Here is a 20216-nt window from a genome sequence, read left to right as displayed (position 1 = left end):
TTAACTCCCGCCGTTCAGGCTTATTTGAGTTTCTTTTTTGCGTCCAGCCAGCTGAAATGGCTGGCGTCTGGGACTAAACGGAATTCGATGGCATGTCCTTGTTCAGCAAGGAAATCAAAGGCCTCTGTCTCTGCCGCGTTCACGGATTGATTCGGGCCGATGGTCACCGTTTCCTTGCGGGCAGACATCGGCCCGACGTTGATTTTCTTGTTACGATTACTCAGATCGATCCCTGCCTCTATCAACCTGCGCAGCGTGACCGGCGACTTGCCAATCACAAAGTACTGCTTGTCGCTGGCGATCACCTTCGGCAGTTTTTCTATCGCCTGCTGCACGGTAAACAGCCACACTTTCGTGTCCTGCACCGCCCCCTTCATCACCGATGACAGCAACGGGTCTGCCGCCACCTCATCATCGATCGCCACAATACCGTCGCAAGGCAACTCCTTCGCCCAACGGGTGACCAGTTGACCGTGAATGACCCGGTCGTCGATACGTACAAATGAAATGGCCATCTTCTCTCCTCAGAAATCGTCCAGTTGCGCCGTTACCGCCGGACGGGCAACGGCAATCGCCTCACCCGCCAGCGCTACCAGCTCCTGTGCCGCCTGGTGAACGTCCTTTTCTTCCAGCAATTCGGCACTCATCAACAGCATCGGGAAATTCACGCCGGTCACCACGGCCATCGGCACCGGCGTTTGGGGATCAAAAGCGTGGCGACAGGCCACGTTGTAGGGCGTACCGCACAGCATGTCGCACAGCACCAGTACGCCGTCGGCCCCTGCGCTCACGCGCTGCAATTCGTCGGCAAACTCCTGTTTAAAGGCTTCGATACCGGCACCTTCGCTCAGGCCTACATGGCTGGTCCCCGGCAGATCACCGTAAACCATACGTGCGCTGCTCATCAGCGCCTCGGCCAGCGGGCCATGGGAGGTCACTATCACTTTCAACATAATGCTTATCCCCTTACCCAGGCTTTGATGGTGCCCATGGTCTTGCCCAGGCTGCGACCATGGGGGCTGATACGGTATGGCCCCACGGCGGCCGGTACGATAAAGGTTTCGGCGTAATGCACCACAAAGGGCGCGAAATGGCCCTCAGGGCTTTCAATTACCGCCTCTTCCCCTTCAACCAAATTCAGTACGTTCACCCGGCCTTCGGTATGGTGCAGCACCGGTTCACTGAACCAGTGACGACGGGTTTCGATAAATTCGCGCTCGTGCAAACCGGTTCGCTCTTCCTGCCAGCCCGCACCTTCAGCAACCTGTTCAATACGGTTCACCAGATGCTCCTTCGCCCAGGTGGTGTCGCACTGCCAGTTGATCACCTGTTCGCCATGCTGCAGATGCACCGGGCGTGGCTGACCATCCAACCCCAGGCGGCCCCAGTCCCACAGTTTGAAGGTGAAAATATATGGCGTCGCGCTGATCTCCAGCACCATGGAGCCGGAGCCGGAACAGTGCACCGTCCCCGCAGGGATCAGGAAATGGTCGTGTTTACGCGCCGGAAAACGATTAACAAAACGCTGGTCATCGAAGGGCTTTTCACCGCTTTGGGCAGCGGCCAGGTCGGCCATCATCGCCTGCGGTTCGGTGCCGTTTTTCACTCCCAGGTACACCTCAGCCCCCGGCTCTGCCGCCAGAATGTAATAGCTTTCATCCTGGGTGTAATGCATACCGAAATGCTGTTGGATGTATTCCGTCAGCGGGTGCACCTGGAAACTGAGATTTTGCCCACCGACGGTATCCAGCAGGTCAAAGCGGATCGGGAATTCGGCGCCGAAGCGGGCATGCACCTGCTCACCCAGCAAGGGGCGGGGATATAACAGCACCAAATCCTGTGAGGGGATCTCGACCCGAACGTCACCAAAACGCATTAGCAGGCTGTTTTCCTCGGGCACGCAGTCAAAACACCATGCGTAGTTGGCTGCCGTCGGGTCGAGATCGAACTGTTGTTTCATCCACTGGCCACCCCAAATGCCAGGGTCAAAAAAAGGCACCACGCGGAATGGGCGTTGGGTTGCCTGCTGCAATCCGGCGTGGAAAGCCGTGCCGGTCACCAGCTTGGGTTGACCGGCTTGATTGGTATCCAACACAAAATCGGCACGCTGCAGCAACGGGGTTTTATGACGATCGAAGACTCGCCATTCCACGAAGAATGCCCGCTTGTAACGGCGCAGCACGTCTTCGTCCACATTATTCACCCCCCAGTTGCCCAGTTCGCCGCGACGGAAACGCTGCTGTATTTCCCAGCGGGCCATATCGGCATACACCAGCACATCGGCTTCGGCGATCAGCGCCGCGCCCGGCCCGTAAACCACCACCAGCCCACTGTCTACGCTCGCAATTTGATCGCGCAATTGCCGGACGCGCTCGGCATCAAAAAACTCGGGCATTTCATGGCACGACAGCACGCCAAACACACGGTCATCCGTTAAATTGCGCTCAATCATCGCGTGGATGTGCGGCTCATCGTATTTAGCCGACTCGGCGTTGATGCTACTGACCGGTTGCAGAGGATGAATAAAATTCTCGGTTAGCTCTGCCAGGCTCACCCCATGGTAGCAATCCACCACCAACAGGGTTTTGCGCAACCCAAGAGTGGCAATCTTGTGGCTGACGGCGGCGGCCACTGCCTGCCAGCCCTGCCAGGCGGCATGATCAAATCCCTGCACTGCCACTTCCGGATACTTGTCATAGCTTGTTGATTTATGCTGTTGCTGTGTCATATTCTTCTGCCTATGAACTGAATACATAGAAAAAGATTAATCGATTAACCGAAGACAAAATAGGCTGATTAACGAGATTAACCTCTTACAATCGATAATAACCCCATAAAAAACCAAACTTTCGTGACGCGAATCACGATTTATCGGCAGGGTTTTACAAAATAAGGTTAATCGTTATACCTTGCTATGACAGTCGGCACCGACAGGAGATGAAATGAGCACAATAACCTTGGCGGACGTCGCCGCACTTGCAAAAGTCTCCACCGCGACGGTATCGATGGTATTGCGCAATCGTGGTCGCATATCGGATGCCACCCGCAAGCGCGTGCTGAGCGCCATTGATGAGCTGGGCTATGTCTACAATCAGACCGCCGCTAACCTGCGCAATCGCAGCAGCAATCAGGTCGGCCTGCTGCTGCACGACATCACCAATCCGTTTTATGCGGAGATGACCGCCGGGCTGAGCCAGGAGATGGAGCGCCATCAGTTGATGCTGTTTCTGGCCAACAGCGAAGAGTCTGCCGACAGGCAGCAAAAATTTGTCGACTCCCTGTTGCAGAACAATACCAGCGGCATGGTGCTGTGCGCCGCAAGACAAACACCACCGCTGTTTTTTGAAACGCTGAAACGCCGCAAGATACCGGCCATTATGGTAGTCCGCCCGGTGGCCGATGCGCACTTTGACTTCGTCGGCACCGATAACTTCCTGGGCACTCAATTGGCGACTCAGCATCTGCTGAATCTGGGGCATCGCCATATCGCCTTTATCGGGGGATCCATCAGCTCGACTACCCGCGCACAACGGCTGGGCGGCTACACCAGCAAGCTGGTAGAGCACGGTATCGCGGTCAACGGGGAATGGATTGTGGATAGCGAGGCCAGCCAGAGTTCCGGAGCCATGGCGGCGGAACAGTTACTGAAAGCCCATCCTGAAATCACTGCGGCCTTATGCTATCAGGACATTGTCGCGCTGGGGGTGATGCAGACATTGCGCAAACTCAACCGCCAGATTGGCCGTGATTTTGCGCTAATTGGTTTTGATGATATTACCGAAGCCTCGCTGGTACAGCCGGGTTTGACCACCGTATCGGTGGCTTCACGCGAGATTGGCCGTAAAGCCGGGGAACTGTTGTACAGCCGTATTCAGGGTAATGATGAGCCGCCAAAACGTATCATCCTGCCGCCTTCTTTGGTGATCCGCGAGTCCTGCGGTTTTGCCGATAAATCCACGCCAGCCTGAGCTGGCGTGAATGATCTAGCCGATCTGCACTGACAGCATGCTCAATGAGCTCATCTCAATGCCATCTACCGGCACGGTGATCGCTTCCTTGCCGTCCCAACCGCCAAGCACATACAGCAGCGGCAGGTAGTGCTCCGGCGTCGGGTTCGAAAGCGCCGCGCCTTCATGCTGCATAAAGTTCACCAGCGGGTGGTTATCGCCATGATAATTCAGGTTATCCCGCACGAACTTGTCAAACGACGTGGCCCACGGATAAGGCGTCGCGTCACCCTGCCATTTCACCATCCGCAGGTTATGCACCACGTTACCGCTGGCAACGATCATAATCCCCTGTTCGCGTAACTCCGCCAGCTTGCGGCCCAGCTCATAATGGTATTCTGCCGGCTGAGTACCGTCGATGCTGAGCTGCACCACCGGAATGTCCGCCTCAGGGTACATTTTGATCAACACGCCCCAGGTACCGTGATCCAACCCCCATTCACTGACGTCAGCCTTGACGCGAGTCGGCTCCAACACCTGCTGGACCTGCGCAGCCAATTCGGGAGAGCCGGGAGCCGGATACTGGGTATCAAACAGCGCCTGTGGGAAACCACCAAAGTCATGGATGGTTTTCGGTTTTTCCATCGCAGTAACGGCGGTGCCACGGGTATACCAGTGAGCGGATACGGCAACGATGCCCTTCGGACGTGGCAAGGTTTCACCCAACGTACGCCATGCCCGGGTGTAGCGGTTTTCTTCCAGCGCGTTCATCGGGCTACCGTGGCCGAGGAAAAGTGCTGGCATACGAGAGGTTTTCATAGAGGATCCTTGGTTGGTCGCAATACATTCTATAAACCAGACTACGCCGTTTGCCGAGGTAAAACAGCCGGATAACCATGATGATGATCTTCAATAAATTTGAATGGTTAAAACAATGGAAGCAATCAGCCAAATCCACTCGATTTATGCCTTTACTCTGTTAGTATCAGAAAATAAACAACAATTTCAACGTACAGGAGAAGACTATGTCCGTACCGCTGCTCCTGACCTTGCTGGCCGGCGGCGCCACCTTTGTCGGTGCCCTGTTCGGCATTATCGGCCAGAAGCCATCCAACCGAATGCTGGCGTTTGCTCTCGGCTTTGCGGCCGGGATTATGCTGTTGATATCGCTGATGGAAATGCTGCCAGCGGCGCTGCACACCGTCGGTATGTCACCCATGCTGGGCTACGGCATGTTCATGCTTGGCCTGCTGGGTTATTTTGCGCTGGACCGGATGCTGCCACATCAGCATCCACAGGATTTACTGCAAAAACCACTCCAGCCGCACAACCTGAAACGTACTGCCGTGCTGCTGACGCTAGGCATCAGCCTGCACAACTTCCCGGAGGGCATCGCCACCTTCGTGACCGCCAGCGCCGATCTGGAGCTGGGAATGGGTATCGCGCTGGCCGTCGCCATTCACAATATCCCTGAGGGTCTGGCGGTCGCCGGGCCGGTTTATGCCGCGACCGGCTCAAAGACCAAGGCGTTGCTGTGGTCGGGTATTTCCGGCATGGCGGAAATTCTCGGCGGCGTGCTGGCATTTCTGCTGCTCGGCCCGATGATATCGCCGGTGGTGATGGCGTCGATTATGGCGGCAGTCGCCGGCATTATGGTGGCGCTGTCGGTCGATGAGCTGATGCCGTTGGCGAAAGAAATTGATCCGAACAATAACCCGAGTTACGGCGTGCTGTGCGGAATGGCGGTGATGGGATTCAGCCTGACGTTATTGCAAAGCAGCGGGATCGGTTAAACCTTTTAAGCCAAAAAAAGCCGCATTCGCGGCTTTTTTATATTCAGAAAATCAGTCCGATATCAGCTGGCTTTCTGTTCGTGAGCCTGGCGATAAGCCACCAGATCTTCGATGGTCAGTACGGTCATATCATGCTGTTTGGCGAACAGGATAACTTCTGGCGCATGCGCCATGCTGCCGTCATCGTTGGTCAGTTCACACAGCACGCCGGCAGGTTTGAAACCGGCCATAGATACCAAATCGATAGTCGCTTCGGTATGGCCACGACGGCTCAGGACGCCACCCGGCTGCGCACGCAGTGGGAACACGTGGCCAGGACGATTCAGATCGCTCGGCTTGGCGTTATCGGCTACCGCCGCGCGAATGGTGGTCAGGCGATCGGACGCGGAAACACCGGTCGTCACACCCTGCGCCGCTTCGATAGTCACGGTGAAGGCGGTCTGGAACTGGCTGGAGTTGTTGGTCACCATCATCGGCAGCTCAAGCTGCTGACGGCGTTCTTCGGTGAGACACAGGCACACAATACCGCTACCGTGGCGAATGGTCAGCGCCATCTGCTCAACGGTCATGGTTTCTGCGGCGAAGATCATATCACCTTCGTTTTCACGATTTTCATCATCGAGCACCATCACACCGCGCCCATTGCGCAATGCTTCAAGAGCGCGTTCTACGCGTTCTACCGGCGTGCCGAAATCTGAAAGTAGGGTCTGATTCATGGTAAAAAACCTCATTAGAAAATTATGGATTACCAGAACCAGGGCGATCTTGAGGAGTAGCTAGCAATAGCTAAAAAAATAACGCAAGCGGGCGCAAACCCGGCAGATACCGTTACTCTCTCCCATCCGGACTATAACCGTCGGCCCCGGAATTACACCGGATCTGCTGACCTCTAACCAAACTGCAAGAGACTGGCTGAGCGCTCGCGGGCTTTCACCGTAGAAGGTGATTTACCGCCGGTGGGGACTTGCACCCCGCCCTGAGAATAAGCCTCTCGACTATAACGCTAATGATTAATCAGGGCAATTGGCAAAAGCACAATTCGGCCAGCCGCAGGGAATGCGGTTAAATAGTTTATCCGGCGGGCAACTCGCATTACACTAGGCGACAGCTATTAAACTCTGAAAGGGATACGCCATGATTGACCCGAAAAAAATTGAACAGATCGCACGTCAGGTGCATGAGTCCATGCCTAAAGGCGTGCGCGAATTCGGGGAAGACGTTGAGAAGAAAATCCGTCAGGTGTTGCAGTCACAGCTCACCCGTCTGGATTTGGTCAACCGCGAAGAGTTCGACGTGCAGACCCAGGTATTGCTGCGCACCCGTGAAAAACTGGCGTTGCTGGAACAGCGTATGAGCGAGCTGGAAAGCAAGCTGAACGCCACGCCTGCTGCGCAACAGCCAGACGCCGAATAAGTTACCGTTAAGGGCGCGATACTGCGCCCTTATTGCGGTTTGAGCGCCGCCTGAGCCTTAAGCCGCAACACCAGCCAAATCAGCGCGAACATTCCCAGCGCATACAGGCTTTTCCAGCCGATAATCACCATCAACAGCACACACAGCCCTAATCCTGTCGCCGCCATTAGCCGCGAACGCCCGTGTAAAATTCGGCAGCCCGCCAGCATACACAACAGATAGATCAGCACAAAGATGCCATTGGCATACACCAGCAGCGTATCCAGCGGCAGCTTCAGCGTATAAATCAGCAAGGTGAACAGCAAACAGCTGCCCACCACCGCGCTTAATGCATTGACCGGTGCCTGTCCGGCAGACAGCCTGGCCAGTGCGCTGGACGGACGATCCTGCGCCTGCGACCACACCAGCCGGGCGAAGCTTTGGGTATAGATATTGACGCTGGCAAAGCAGGCCAGATAGCCAATGATACAGGCCACCCACAGCGCATGCTGACCAAACAGTTGCACCACGATACCCGGCAATGACGCAGCCGCCGCCTGATGCTCACCGTAGGCGTGGAAATGCAGCACCGCCACGGTACAGCCCCAGTACACCGCCCCGGCGACCAACATGCCAAACAGAAGTGCACGCGGAAAATCGCGTTCAGGGTTACGGAACTCGGTCGCTAAATGCGCAAACGCCTCCAACCCCACAAAGCACCAGAACATCACTGCCAGCGCATGGAACAGATTGGGCGAGGAGATTTCGTTGATTGCCGGCCAGGGAATTTGGGACAGTGAAATGTCGCCACGCCACCAGATAGCGGCCACCAGCGCTACCACCAGAACGGCGATTAGCGTTTGAATATTGGCACTGGAACCCGCGCTGCGCGTGCCTAAAAACCAAATCATCACCAGCGTGGCAATTTGCACCAACAGCAGGCCATTGGCGCTCCAGCCGAAAGTGGCCTGCCAAAAACCGGCGGCAATCTGCAGCGCCGCCGGCAGGCCAACCGGAATAACCGACAAAAACAGCCAGCCGGTGACTTTCGCCATGCGCGGACCAAAGGCCAGCCCGACAAAGTGCGCGGCACCAGCCGCACTGGGGAAATGGCGGCCCAAAGCCGCAAAGGCAATGGCGATCGGGAAAACCAGGATAATCAGCAGCGGCCAGGCCCACAGACTATCGCCCTGTGCCACCTGTGCTGCCAAAGCCGGAACGGCAAATACGCCGGTACCCAGCAGTGAAGTGGACAATAGCCCAACGCCCTGCGCCAAACTCAGCTCTTGCTTCAGTCCACTCACTGCCCACCGCCGTTTTCAGCGAACGTTAGCCACGCCCGTCTTTGATTGCCTTGATGATGTTGGTGGTCGACAGGCCGTCTTCAAAGTTCAGCACTTTTACGTCGCCGCCATTGGCCCATACCTCGGTACTACCGGCGATATCTTCAGGCTTGTAATCGCCCCCTTTCACCAGCAGATCCGGCAGGATATCGGCGATCAGGCGTTGTGGCGTGTCTTCTTCGAACGGCACCACCCAGTCCACCGCTTCCAGCGCACCCAGTACAATCATGCGGTTTTCCAGCGCGTTGACCGGACGGGTTTCGCCTTTCAGACGTTTAGTGGAAGCATCGCTGTTCACCGCCACAATCAGGCGATCGCCCAGCTTGCGGGCATTGGCCAGATAAGAGACGTGACCGGCATGCAAAATGTCGAAGATGCCGTTGGTCATCACCACTTTTTCACCGCGCTGACGGGCTTGCGCCACGGCGGTTTTCAATTGCGCCTCGGTCATTACGCCAAAGCCGGTTTCGGCCCGGCCGCGTACCGCGTTTTCCAGCTCGATTGGTGAAACGGTCGAAGTCCCCAGTTTGCCTACCACCACGCCGGCGGCGGCATTGGCCAGGAAACAGGACTCTTCCAACGTGTTACCGGCAGCCAGTGCCGCGGCCAACACGCCGATAACGGTATCGCCGGCACCGGTAACATCAAACACTTCCTGCGCCAAAGTGGGCAAATGCAGCGGCGCGATGCCCGGTTGCAGCAGCGTCATGCCGTGCTCGGAACGGGTGACCAGCAGTGCAGAAAGCTCAAAATCCGCCACCAGCTTCATGCCGCGCTCAACCAGTTCGGCTTCGTCTTTACAGTGACCGACCACCGCTTCGAATTCGGACAGGTTTGGCGTCAGCAACGTTGCACCGCGATAACGCTCAAAATCAGAACCTTTTGGATCGATCAGCACCGGCACCTTGGCGGCACGCGCCAGTTGGATCATGCTTTGCACCTGGCTCAGCGCGCCTTTGGCGTAATCTGACAGCACCAGTGCGCCAATCTGCGGCAATGCCTGCTGAATACGTTCCAACAGCGGCTGCGGATCGACGTTTGAGAAACCTTCTTCGAAATCGAGGCGGATCAATTGCTGGTTACGCGACAGCACGCGCAGCTTGGTGATGGTCGGGTGCGTCGGCACCGAGACAAAATCACAGCGCACGTTGACTTCATTCAGCTTGGCGCTCAGCGCCCGCGCGGCATCATCAATACCGGTCAGGCCCACCAGGCGTGAATTGGCGCCCAGCGAAGCAATGTTCATCGCTACGTTAGCCGCACCGCCGGGACGCTCTTCAATGGTTTCAACCTTGACCACCGGCACCGGCGCTTCCGGTGAAATGCGGCTGGTCGGCCCATACCAATAGCGATCCAACATGACGTCACCCACCACCAATACCCCGGCGCGGCGAAAATCAGGCAGTGTAACTTTCATCCGATAACTCCAAAAAAGTACAAAATTTTAGTGGCGCAGATATTACCACAGACGTCTGTAATAGCTGCAAAACGTATTGCGCAACCGGCCTGCTCAGCCCAGCCACTTCGCCCAACTGGCGCGGACTTGTTCACGTTCGGCGGCGAATTGCCCATTGCCAACCTTGCCGGAATGCTCCTGCAACGCCAGATGATGGATCTCATCGCGCATGGTGACGTAAGCCTGAGTCAACGCACGCGCTTCCTCTTCCGGCATGATGTCGTAATTGGCCATCAGTTCGAAAATGCGCACGTTATCAGACCAGCGCGTCAGGCGCGGTTCGGCGGCCGCATAGCCTAAGACCAGATACTGGGCAATAAATTCGATATCGGTGATCCCGCCCTCGTCGGCTTTGATATCAAACAGTTCACGCTGCTTGTTGCCAAGGTGATTGCGCATTTTCTCGCGCATCTCACGCACCTCGCGTTTCAGCGTTTCCAGGTCACGCGGTTTGCACAGGATCTCCCGGCGGATAACATCAAACTGCTGATGCAACAGCGGATCGCCATGCACGATGCGTGCCCGTACCAGCGCCTGATGTTCCCAGGTCCAGGCTTCGCTCTGCTGATAATCGGCAAAGGCTTCGACGGTGCTGACCAACATGCCGGCCGCACCCGACGGCCGCAGGCGGGCGTCCACTTCATACAAAATACCGGACGAGGTACGGGTGCTGAACAGGTGCATCACCCGCTGTGCCAGACGCAGATAAAACTGACGGCCGTCGATGCTGCGATCGCCGTCGGTCATCACCTCCGGCGGACAATCGAGGATAAACACCAGGTCAAGATCGGAACTGTAACCCAGTTCCCAACCGCCCAGCTTGCCGTAGCCAATCACCGCAAAACCGCGCCCTTCACGCTCCTGCAAATGGGTTGGCTGGCCATAGCGTACGACCATATCGTTCCACGCCTGCTGCACCACGGTGTCGATAATCGCCTCCGCCAGATAGGTGAGGTGATCGCTCACTTTCATCACCGGCAGCGCACCAGAGATATCCCCGGCGGCAATACGCAGCTGCTGCGCCTGTTTGAACTGGCGTAGCGCTTCCAGCCTCTGCTCTTCGTCGTCCTCCGGCACCCGCAGCAGGTACTGGCGCAGCTCGCTGCGGTAGGCATCCGGGGCCACCGGCTGATACAACGTCGCCGGCTCCAACAGCTCATCGAGCAGCAGCGGATAACGCGACAGCTGGTTGGCCACCATCGGCGAAGCGGCACACAGGCGAATCAAATGGCTAAGGGCCGCATGGTATTCCACCAGCAGCTCAAGGTAGGTGGTACGGGTCACGATGCTCAGCAACAGCTGGGTCAGCCTGAGCAGTGCGGTCGGCGCATCCTGACGCGGACAGACTTCCGCCAGCAGGCGCGGCATCAGTTGATCGAGCACGTCACGACCGCGTGGGCCGATGGTGCGTTTGTCGACGTCATGCCGAAATTCAGCGATGGTACGCAGCATTTGTCTGCGCGCCTCTTCATCCAGATGTGGCGTCAACGGGGCCAGTTCGTTCTCTTCCAGCGCGTCCTGCCACAGACTGTGATAGTGCTGATAATCAGGATCTTCGCCAACGTCGGGGCTATCATCGCCAATCAGGTCGTTAAATACCGCCCTGACCGCCTGCATATGGTGATCCAGCGCCAGCAGCAGGGCCGACCAGTCGTCGAACCCCATGCCCCAGGCCAGCCGCGCCTGGTCGAGTTCATCTTGCGGCAGCGTTTGCGTTTGTTGATCGGCAATCGCCTGCAGCAGGTTTTCCAGCCGGCGCAGGAACAGGTAACTGGCACTCATCGCCTGTACCTGTTGCGGCTCCAGCAGCCCCAGTTCCCCCACCGCCTGTAGCGTCGGCAGCAACGAGCGCCCTTGCAACGCCGGCTCGCGGCCACCGCGGATCAGTTGGAATACCTGGGTGATAAATTCAATTTCGCGGATGCCACCGGCACCCAGTTTGATATTGTCTTTTAGCCCGCGCCGCCGGACTTCACGGGCGATCATGCCTTTCATATTGCGCAGCGACTGGATCACGCTGAAATCGATATAGCGACGGAAGACAAACGGCCGCAGGGTTTTGCGCAGCTCTTCGCTGTAGGCGTCTTCCGAGCCGCCCATCAGCCGCGCCTTGACCATCGCATAACGTTCCCAGTCACGGCCCTGCTCCTGGTAATAATCCTCCAGCGCGGCGAAGCTCATCACCAGTGGGCCGCTGTCGCCGAACGGCCGCAGCCGCATATCCACGCGATAGACGAAACCGTCAATGGTTTGCTGATCCAGCGCCTTGATCAGCCGCTGCCCCAGACGGGTGAAGAACTGGGCGTTATCCAGCTCACGCCGCCCGCCCTGGGTCTGGCCGTTTTCCGGGTAGGCAAAGATCAGATCGATATCGGACGAGAAGTTCAGCTCACCGCCGCCCAATTTCCCCATACCGAGGATCAGCAACGGCTGCGGCACGCCCTGAGCATTGCATGGAGTGCCCCACTCACGGCAGCAGGTTTGGTACAGCCAGTCGCGGGCGCTGACAATCAGCGTTTCCGCCAGCCCACTCAGCTGCAACAGCGTTTCTTGCGTGCTGCATTGGCCCAGCGCCTGCGCCCAGGCGATCCTGACCAGCGTCTCGCGGCGAAACAGGCGCAGTGCACGCATCAGTTGCGCTTCGTCACGCACCTCTTCCAAATCATCCTGCAGCCAGGCGGCATAATGTTGCCACTCGTCCGCCACCGGCGGTTGCTTGCGCAGCGTCGCCAGCCATTCCGGCTGGCTCTGCAACATGTCGCAGACAAAGTCGCTCGACGCCAAAACCCACAGTTCCTGGCTGCTGAGCGCGCAGTCCGCGCCCTGAGTTTCCTGAAAACGCTGCACGATGTTCTGTGCCTGAGTCTGTAACGCTGCTGAAAGTGGCAACATAGTGAATGATCCAATCGAAGGCCTGCGCCTGGCAGGCCAGCTTAGTTAGCGGAGCGCGCCGTTTAACCAGAATGGCGCATGCGATAAGGCCTGCTTGCGGCTGCCTTCGTACCAGCCCTGGCGCCGTTCGGCCACCGCCAGTTGCAGCTCGCGCCAGCCGTCAATGTAGGGGCCGGTTTCGTCGTCAGGGTAAGCCCCAGACAGCAGGATAAATGCCGAGACCTGACGAGTCAGACGCGGCAGCTGTTCCTCGTATTCGTCATCGTTCAGCGTGCGGGTGAAGGCTTCTTTCAACTCGGCGGCGCTGCGCCCCAGCATAATGTCGCTGAAACGTTTGAAGGAACCGTCAAGCTTGGCCTGCGCCTTGGCATCGATAAAAGGTTTCCAGGCAGCGGTCACCAACCACGATGTGAGCGCCAACTTACATTGCAGATATTCCGCGCTATAGCACAACTCCTGTGGCTGAGTAGTTTTATCAATCAGCAGCGGCTCCAGTGCAGTCAGCCGGGCGCGCAGATCGGCGCTGGCCTTGCGGGGGACCAGGCCGCCGAAAATCACCAGTGCCTGGCGGATCAGCGCAATCGCCTCCATCACGGAACGACGGGCCTGAGTATCGCCACGCAACCACAGTTCTTCGTGATACTGCCAATGGCTCAAACCCAGTTCAAAACTGGCGATCATCCCTTGCTCAACGCTGGATTTGGCGGCTGGCTTCAACACCGCCAATGGAAGACGTTCGCGCGGGACGTTGCCCTGCGCCAAATGATAACCCCGCGCCGCCTTGCTCAGGCTGCCCTGACGCAGGCCGCCGTGCTCCGCCAGTTGGTTGGCTAACGCCAGCAAATCGGCGGTATTGCCTTCTTTCAATTCCAGTTCGATTTCGCACAGTGCTTCGCTCAGTTCCCCGGCACGCACTTCACCCTGGTCAAGACCAACCTCAATCTCGCTCTTACCGTAAGTGACCACCCACTTCTCACGCACGAAATCGGTGCGGAACAGCGGTTGTAACGCCTGCTGCAACGCCGGGATATCACAACCCTGCGGCCAGATATCTGCCGGGAACCGATCCAGCGCCAGCTCCGGCGTGGCAATCGCCACATTATATTCCGGACGCTGATGCAAGCCCGCCACCACCTTGCCGGCGGTTTTGATAGTCATTTCATAACTGTCGTCGAACCCGCGGATACGCAGCCCCATATCCTGACCACGCAGGAAATTGTCGGCGGTTTCGAAATAAATATTGGTCAGTTTTTGCGGTGCGGAATGCTGATTCGGCCAGGCAGCCAGTTGCTGCGGCAAGGCGGCAACCGCATCCGGGGTGGCAATAAATTTCAGTTCTATTTCAACGGTCATAAGTCTTTTACACCAATAAGTTACGCATTCGCGTCAGCCTTCACGGCGGCGGGCCTGGCCTGCCACGTTCTGCCCGGTGACGCACAGTTGCCGTTATCTTACCGCGATTCCCGGCGCCTTAACCCTGCTAACTGCAGAAAAAACCTGTTACGTTATAAAACGCTGCGCAACTCACAGAATCTGCCACAGTAAGATAGTTCTCATTCCGGTTTTAGCGTTGCGTCGTCAGACTGAACGCTCTACTATCGTTCCCATAAATTCACACAGAAACGATGAACTAATGCAGAAATTACGCCTGATTTGCCTTGCCGTGCTGAGCTTCAGCATCACTTGGGGCGCCCATGCCGAAGATAAACGCTATATCTCCGATGAATTGAATACTTACGTCCACAGCGGCCCGGGTAATCAGTACCGTATTGTCGGCACCTTGAACGCCGGTGAAGAAGTGACCCTGTTGAGCGTAAACGACAGCACCAACTATGGCCAGATCCGCGATGCCAAGGGCCGCAACACCTGGATCCCGTTGGATCAGCTTAGCCAGACCCCAAGCCTGCGCACTCAGGTGCCCGCGCTGGAGCAGCAGGTCAAAACCCTGACCGATAAACTGGCCAATATCGACAACAGCTGGAACCAGCGTACCGCTGAAATGCAGCAGAAAGTGGCCGGCAGCGACAGCACCATCAGCGGCCTGCAGCAGGAAAACCAGGATCTGAAAAACCAGCTGGTAGTGGCGCAGAAAAAGGTTAACGCGGTTAACCTGCAGCTCGACGACAAACAGCGCACCATTATCCTGCAGTGGTTTATGTACGGCGGCGGCGTGGCCGGCGTAGGCCTGCTGTTGGGTCTGCTGTTACCACACCTGATCCCGCGTCGTAAAAGCAACAACCGCTGGATGAACTGATTAAAGTATCGTTCGGTTTGAGATTGGGCGCCTGCGGGGCGCCCTTTTTATTGGTTTCGGCAGCGCCCCGCTAATTGAGGTAATCTGGTCAACAGAGCCTTAGGATAAATTCAGGAGTTAACAGTGAAGACTTACCTGGTCGGCGGTGCCGTCCGCGACAGCTTGCTTGAGATACCGGTAGTCGACCGCGACTGGGTGGTGGTAGGTGCTGCGCCTTCCGAGCTGACAGCCCTGGGCTATCAACAGGTCGGTAAAGACTTCCCGGTGTTTCTCAACCCCAAGACACATGAAGAATATGCGCTGGCGCGCACCGAGCGAAAATCCGGCCAGGGCTATACCGGTTTTACCTGCTACGCCGCGCCGGACGTAACGCTGGAAGAAGATTTGCAACGTCGTGATTTAACCATCAACGCCATTGCCCGCAGCGACGACGGTGAGCTGATCGACCCTTTCAACGGCGTGGCCGACCTGCAAGCGCGAGTGCTGCGCCACGTGTCCGATGCCTTTGGTGAAGATCCGTTGCGTGTACTGCGCGTGGCGCGTTTCGCCGCCCGCTTCGCCCATTTGGGTTTTAGCATCGCCCCGGAAACCGCCGAGTTGATGCGTCAGATGGCACGCAGTGGTGAACTGGCAGCGCTGACGGCCGAGCGGGTATGGAAAGAAACCGAGAAGGCGCTGCAAAGCCAGAGTCCACAGGTCTATTTTCAGGTACTGCGTGACTGCGAGGCGCTGGGCGTGCTGTTCCCGGAGATCGACGCGCTGTTCGGCGTACCGGCCCCCGCCAAATGGCACCCGGAGATCGACACCGGCATTCATACCCTGATGACGCTGGCTATCGCTGCCCAGCTCAGCCCTGAAGTGGACGTACGCTTCTCCGCACTCTGTCACGACCTCGGCAAGGGGCAGACGCCAAAAGAGCTATGGCCGCATCACCACGGTCATGGACCGGCGGGCGTTCTGTTGGTCGAAGCACTGTGCCGGCGGCTGCGAGTCCCCAATCCGGTGCGCGATCTGGCCAAGCTGGTTGCCGAATATCACGATCTGATCCATACGGTAAACAAACTGCGCCCTGAGACCTTGCTGAAACTGTTTGATGCGGTCGATGTTTGGCGCAAACCGCAGCGGCTGGAACAGATGATCCTCACCAGCGAAGCCGACGCTCGAGGCCGTACCGGCTTTGAAAACAACCCTTATCCGCAGGGCGACTATCTGCGCCAGGCGTTTCAGGTGGCGAATGCGGTATCGGTCAAAGAGGTGGTGGCCAGCGGCCTGCAAGGGCTGGCTGTCCGCGACGAGCTAAAACGCCGCCGCCAACAAGCATTGGCCGAGTGGAAACAAACTCAGGATATCCCTCTCGATCAGGCATAAAAAAACCCCGCAGCGCGGGGTTTCTTATTGCAGCTCGGCTTACATGAAGACCATGTAAACCACGCCGGCCACGATAAAGCGATAGATGGCAAACGGTACAAACGAGATGCGTTTGATCAGCGTCAGGAAGGTCTTGATCGCGATCAGCGCTACCACGAAGGCCGTGGCAAAGCCGACTGCAAACATCGGTAAATCGCCCATCGTCAGGAAATGCAGACTCTTGTACAAATCCAGCCCACTGGCACCAATCATCATCGGCACCGCCAGAATGAATGAGAACTCCGCAGCCGCGTAACGATTCACGCCCACCAGCATGCCACCGGCAATGGTGGAACCTGAGCGGGAGAAGCCCGGCCACAGTGCCAGACATTGGAAGCAACCAATCATAAACGCCTGGCGGTAGGTGATGTCATCAAGCCCTTCAGCACTCGGCTTTTTCGGCTTCAACCATTCCGCTGCCAGCAGCAGGAAACCACCCACCACCAGCGCATACATCACGTTTTTCGGTGCAAACAGCGACTTGATAACGTCGTGGAACAGCAGCCCCAGCACCACCGCCGGGATCATCGCCAGCAGAATATGGCCCAGTTTCAAATGGCCCGTCGTTTTGCCTTCATGCTCAACCGGCTTACCACCGAAATGAATGCCGATCAGCCCGAACAAGCGACGCCAGAACATCACCACCACCGCCAGAATCGACCCCAGCTGGATGATCACCTCAAAGGTTTTGGCCTTATCGCCGGTAAAACCCAGCCACTCGCCGACAATAATCATGTGCCCGGTTGAAGACACCGGTAAGAATTCAGTTAACCCTTCGACCACCCCAAGAACAAACGCAATAAACAGTGAATGCATGTCCGCCATGTGCTTCGATCACCCTATAAATTTACGGCTATAAACATAAAAAAGCGGCAGTGTTCAATACATTGCCGCTAAAACAATTCTCAGGTTCAGACCAATTTAATGACCTTTAGTTGCACAGGTATGACAGAACGTCACACCGGCCGGGTGCCACGTTCAATGATCACCCCAACCCGGCTGGCATGTGCAACAGCGCCCGGTTTGCTGACCTTAATACGGACCCACGGGGAATTGAAGCGCTGGAGTAATATTTCAGATATTTCCTCTGCAACCCGCTCCACCAACGCAAAGCGATTGGGCTCCACGTGCTGGATGATGGCTTCACTGATATCGGCGTAGCTCAGGCAGTCATTCACATCGTCACTGGCGGCCGCCTGGCGATTGTCCCAGCCCATTTCGATATCGAACACCAGCTTCTGGCGAATGTTTTGTTCCCAGTCATAAACGCCAATGGTAGTAATTACGGTAAGCTCTTCTATAAATACGATATCCATCACGTCATTCTCTGTTTTTGGCCTTGCCGGATACCACTTCCAGCGGAATATGGGTATTATCCATATATGTTGCGAGTAAAACGACCCTTATTAAACGGAACCGCGTTATGAGTGCTACCGCGCTTGGCATGATTATCTTCGCGTATCTGTGTGGCTCAATTTCCAGTGCGATCCTGGTTTGCCGGATCGCCAGGCTGCCCGATCCGCGTGAAAATGGCTCAGGGAATCCAGGAGCGACCAACGTCCTGCGTATCGGCGGGCGCGTAGCTGCGGCGGCGGTGCTGGTATTCGATATTCTCAAAGGGATGCTGCCGGTCTGGCTGGCATACAAACTTGATGTCCCGCCGCTGTATCTGGGCCTGACGGCGATCGCCGCCTGTCTGGGACATATCTACCCGGTGTTCTTCCACTTCCGCGGCGGTAAGGGCGTGGCAACGGCGTTTGGTGCCATAGCACCGATCGGCTGGGATCTTACCGGCCTGATGACCGGCACCTGGCTGCTGACCGTGCTGCTCAGCGGCTATTCTTCGCTGGGTGCGATTATCAGCGCGCTGATTGCTCCGTTCTACGTCTGGTGGTTCAAACCGCAGTTCACCTTCCCGGTAGCGATGCTGTCGTGCCTGATCCTGATGCGGCACCACGACAATATTCAGCGCCTGTGGCGTGGCCAGGAAGGAAAAATCTGGGGTGTCTTCCGCAAGAAGAAAAACGACGCGGCAGAGCAGGAAGAAAAAAAAGAAGAGTAATCAAAAAGGCCGGAGCTCTCCGGCCTTCGACTATTTATACCGCAGACAATTCAGCCAGCGGCCAACGCGGTCGCACCGAAACGCTCAGTTCCGGATTGGCACCGCTCTGCAACCGTACCAGACCCGCATAAGCGATCATTGCGCCGTTATCCGTGCAGAATTCCGGACGGGCGTAGAACACCTCACCGCCGAGTTTGTGCAGCATTTCCGCCATTTTGGTGCGTAGCGTGCGGTTGGCACTGACGCCGCCGGCCATAACCAGCCGTTTGAAACCGGTTTGCTCCAGCGCACGTTTGCATTTGATCGCCAACGTATCCACTACCGCATCTTCAAACGCCCGAGCAATGTCCGCACGCGTCTGATCGTCATTACCGTTGGAACGAATGGTGTTGGCGGCAAAGGTCTTCAACCCGGAGAAACTGAAATCCAGCCCCGGCCGATCGGTCATTGGCCGTGGGAAGGTGAAACGGCCTGCGGCACCCTGCTGCGCCATTTTCGACAGCATTGGCCCGCCGGGATAGTCCAGCCCCAACAGCTTGGCCGTTTTGTCGAAGGCTTCACCCGCCGCATCGTCGACCGATTCGCCCAGCAGTTGGTATTGACCAATGCCGGTCACGCTGATCAACTGGGTATGGCCGCCGGAAACCAGCAGCGCGACAAACGGGAACGCCGGTGGATTGTCTTCCAGCATCGGTGCCAGCAAGTGGCCTTCCATGTGATGCACCGGTACTGCCGGCACGCCCCAGGCAAACGCCAGCGCACGACCAATGGTCGCGCCGACCAGCAGCGCCCCCACCAGGCCCGGCCCGGCAGTATAGGCAACGCCGTCGATATCGGCCGCGGTCAGGTTCGCTTCCTTCAATGCCGCCTGAATCAAGGGCACGGTTTTACGCACATGATCGCGGGAAGCCAGTTCCGGCACCACACCGCCGTAGTCGGCGTGCAGCTTCACCTGGCTGTACAATTGATTCGCTAATAAACCGGCCTGATCGTCATACACTGCAATTCCGGTTTCATCGCAGGAGGTTTCTATACCCAGTACTCGCATTACATTTCCCATCATTCACGTGCGGCCGCCAGTTTAGCACAAACAGGCCGGTTTACCGCCAGTGCGGCGCATCTTGTCGGCTCCCCTGGGCTATGTTGATGATTCCAGCCATAAATGCCGTTTGATTAAAAACGAGCATTTTTTTCTGATTAGTCTATAATCAGCGCCCGATGCAAAATTGCGCATGTTTTACCAGGGTGGCCGCAGGTTCAATTTGCTGTGGTGCTTTACAAAGCAGCATCCGTTGAAGTAAAATTCCGCACCATTTTGAAATTGCTGGCGCTTGGCCAGCAGCAAACCGAATTTTATTGAGGTGAGAGGCACATGCCTGTAATTAAAGTACGTGAAAACGAGCCATTTGACGTTGCTCTGCGTCGTTTCAAACGCTCTTGCGAAAAAGCGGGCGTTTTGGCTGAAGTTCGTCGTCGTGAGTTCTATGAAAAACCGACTACCGAACGTAAGCGCGCTAAAGCTTCTGCTGTGAAACGTCACGCGAAGAAACTGGCTCGCGAAAACGCACGCCGCACTCGTCTGTATTAATTCTTCGGGGGCAACCCCGCCGCGTGAATTTCTGATTTTAAAAATCGCGCAGACCGAGTAGTTGCATACGAAGGCCGTGCTT

Annotated in this window: 19 protein-coding genes and 1 riboswitch; of the genes, 7 read left to right on the top strand and 12 right to left on the bottom strand. The window is 56.8% G+C overall.

Features of this window, described 5'->3' with window-relative positions; genetic code table 11:
- Positions 1 to 20: 20 nt before the first annotated feature.
- From M2406_RS14240 to M2406_RS14230, 3 genes are read right to left on the bottom strand one after another with little or no spacing between them, the layout of a single operon-like run.
- On the bottom strand, positions 21 to 515 hold the full coding sequence (locus M2406_RS14240; protein WP_012146979.1) for a PTS sugar transporter subunit IIB: 495 nt from the start codon (positions 513 to 515) through the stop codon (positions 21 to 23).
- A 9-nt stretch (positions 516 to 524) separates the two neighbouring features.
- The gene (locus M2406_RS14235) at positions 525 to 953 is read right to left on the bottom strand and encodes a PTS sugar transporter subunit IIA (protein WP_126501831.1); all 429 of its coding nucleotides are present in this window, start codon (positions 951 to 953) and stop codon (positions 525 to 527) included.
- A gap of 5 nt (positions 954 to 958) precedes the next feature.
- The gene (locus M2406_RS14230) at positions 959 to 2728 is read right to left on the bottom strand and encodes a class I mannose-6-phosphate isomerase (RefSeq protein WP_259190382.1); all 1770 of its coding nucleotides are present in this window, start codon (positions 2726 to 2728) and stop codon (positions 959 to 961) included.
- 214 nt (positions 2729 to 2942) lie between these two features.
- Between M2406_RS14230 and M2406_RS14225 the strand changes: the two genes are divergently transcribed.
- Entirely contained in the window at positions 2943 to 3968 is a 1026-nt protein-coding gene (locus M2406_RS14225) for a LacI family DNA-binding transcriptional regulator (protein ID WP_012146982.1), read from the top strand.
- A gap of 15 nt (positions 3969 to 3983) precedes the next feature.
- Here the strand turns inward: M2406_RS14225 and ygiD are convergent, their stop codons facing one another.
- On the bottom strand, positions 3984 to 4766 hold the full coding sequence (ygiD, locus tag M2406_RS14220; RefSeq protein WP_012146983.1) for a 4,5-DOPA dioxygenase extradiol: 783 nt from the start codon (positions 4764 to 4766) through the stop codon (positions 3984 to 3986).
- A gap of 206 nt (positions 4767 to 4972) precedes the next feature.
- Between ygiD and zupT the strand changes: the two genes are divergently transcribed.
- Positions 4973 to 5740, top strand: coding sequence for a zinc transporter ZupT (gene zupT, locus M2406_RS14215; protein WP_259190381.1), 768 nt, complete (start codon positions 4973 to 4975; stop codon positions 5738 to 5740).
- Between the two features lie 62 nt (positions 5741 to 5802).
- On the opposite strand, the gene ribB is transcribed toward zupT, so the two are convergent.
- A complete protein-coding gene (ribB, locus tag M2406_RS14210; RefSeq protein ID WP_012146985.1) occupies positions 5803 to 6456 on the bottom strand; it encodes a 3,4-dihydroxy-2-butanone-4-phosphate synthase in 654 nt (217 codons plus the stop codon).
- Positions 6457 to 6566: 110 nt separating this feature from the next.
- Positions 6567 to 6728, bottom strand: a riboswitch (FMN riboswitch).
- 146 nt (positions 6729 to 6874) lie between these two features.
- On the opposite strand from ribB, the gene ubiK reads away from it, so the two are divergent.
- A complete protein-coding gene (ubiK, locus tag M2406_RS14205; RefSeq protein WP_012146986.1) occupies positions 6875 to 7153 on the top strand; it encodes a ubiquinone biosynthesis accessory factor UbiK in 279 nt (92 codons plus the stop codon).
- Between the two features lie 29 nt (positions 7154 to 7182).
- Here the strand turns inward: ubiK and yjeH are convergent, their stop codons facing one another.
- The 4 genes from yjeH to M2406_RS14185 form a co-directional block, all read right to left on the bottom strand.
- Positions 7183 to 8436 carry an L-methionine/branched-chain amino acid transporter gene (yjeH, locus tag M2406_RS14200; RefSeq protein WP_218216700.1) on the bottom strand — a complete coding sequence of 418 codons (1254 nt, stop codon included), beginning with the start codon at positions 8434 to 8436 and terminating at the stop codon, positions 7183 to 7185.
- 25 nt (positions 8437 to 8461) lie between these two features.
- Entirely contained in the window at positions 8462 to 9892 is a 1431-nt protein-coding gene (hldE, locus tag M2406_RS14195) for a bifunctional D-glycero-beta-D-manno-heptose-7-phosphate kinase/D-glycero-beta-D-manno-heptose 1-phosphate adenylyltransferase HldE (protein ID WP_012146988.1), read from the bottom strand.
- Positions 9893 to 9985: 93 nt separating this feature from the next.
- On the bottom strand, positions 9986 to 12823 hold the full coding sequence (gene glnE, locus M2406_RS14190; RefSeq protein ID WP_017894057.1) for a bifunctional [glutamate--ammonia ligase]-adenylyl-L-tyrosine phosphorylase/[glutamate--ammonia-ligase] adenylyltransferase: 2838 nt from the start codon (positions 12821 to 12823) through the stop codon (positions 9986 to 9988).
- A gap of 45 nt (positions 12824 to 12868) precedes the next feature.
- Positions 12869 to 14176 (bottom strand): inorganic triphosphatase, encoded by a 1308-nt coding sequence (locus M2406_RS14185; RefSeq protein WP_259190379.1) that lies wholly within the window; start codon positions 14174 to 14176, stop codon positions 12869 to 12871.
- A gap of 280 nt (positions 14177 to 14456) precedes the next feature.
- On the opposite strand from M2406_RS14185, the gene M2406_RS14180 reads away from it, so the two are divergent.
- Together M2406_RS14180 and M2406_RS14175 are read left to right on the top strand one after the other, a co-directional pair.
- Positions 14457 to 15077, top strand: coding sequence for a TIGR04211 family SH3 domain-containing protein (locus M2406_RS14180; RefSeq protein WP_012146991.1), 621 nt, complete (start codon positions 14457 to 14459; stop codon positions 15075 to 15077).
- Positions 15078 to 15200: 123 nt separating this feature from the next.
- The gene (locus M2406_RS14175; protein ID WP_112363704.1) at positions 15201 to 16445 is read left to right on the top strand and encodes a multifunctional CCA addition/repair protein; all 1245 of its coding nucleotides are present in this window, start codon (positions 15201 to 15203) and stop codon (positions 16443 to 16445) included.
- A 39-nt stretch (positions 16446 to 16484) separates the two neighbouring features.
- Here M2406_RS14175 and bacA read toward each other — a convergent pair whose 3' ends face one another.
- Both bacA and folB read right to left on the bottom strand, forming a co-directional pair.
- The gene (gene bacA / locus M2406_RS14170; protein ID WP_012146993.1) at positions 16485 to 17309 is read right to left on the bottom strand and encodes an undecaprenyl-diphosphate phosphatase; all 825 of its coding nucleotides are present in this window, start codon (positions 17307 to 17309) and stop codon (positions 16485 to 16487) included.
- Positions 17310 to 17440: 131 nt separating this feature from the next.
- Complete coding sequence (folB, locus tag M2406_RS14165) at positions 17441 to 17800, bottom strand: bifunctional dihydroneopterin aldolase/7,8-dihydroneopterin epimerase (RefSeq protein ID WP_006320572.1); 360 nt, start codon at positions 17798 to 17800, stop codon at positions 17441 to 17443.
- 107 nt (positions 17801 to 17907) lie between these two features.
- On the opposite strand from folB, the gene plsY reads away from it, so the two are divergent.
- Entirely contained in the window at positions 17908 to 18546 is a 639-nt protein-coding gene (gene plsY, locus M2406_RS14160) for a glycerol-3-phosphate 1-O-acyltransferase PlsY (RefSeq protein WP_012146994.1), read from the top strand.
- 34 nt (positions 18547 to 18580) lie between these two features.
- Here the strand turns inward: plsY and tsaD are convergent, their stop codons facing one another.
- Entirely contained in the window at positions 18581 to 19594 is a 1014-nt protein-coding gene (tsaD, locus tag M2406_RS14155; RefSeq protein ID WP_259190377.1) for a tRNA (adenosine(37)-N6)-threonylcarbamoyltransferase complex transferase subunit TsaD, read from the bottom strand.
- Between the two features lie 324 nt (positions 19595 to 19918).
- On the opposite strand from tsaD, the gene rpsU reads away from it, so the two are divergent.
- Positions 19919 to 20134 carry a 30S ribosomal protein S21 gene (rpsU, locus tag M2406_RS14150; RefSeq protein WP_001144069.1) on the top strand — a complete coding sequence of 72 codons (216 nt, stop codon included), beginning with the start codon at positions 19919 to 19921 and terminating at the stop codon, positions 20132 to 20134.
- Positions 20135 to 20216 lie beyond the last annotated feature (82 nt).

The organism is Serratia sp. BIGb0163, from assembly GCF_024809935.1.
GTDB classification, from domain to species: Bacteria; Pseudomonadota; Gammaproteobacteria; order Enterobacterales; family Enterobacteriaceae; genus Serratia; species Serratia quinivorans.
Note: the sequence above shows the minus strand (reverse complement) of the source record. Positions and strands in the feature narration are given on the sequence as shown.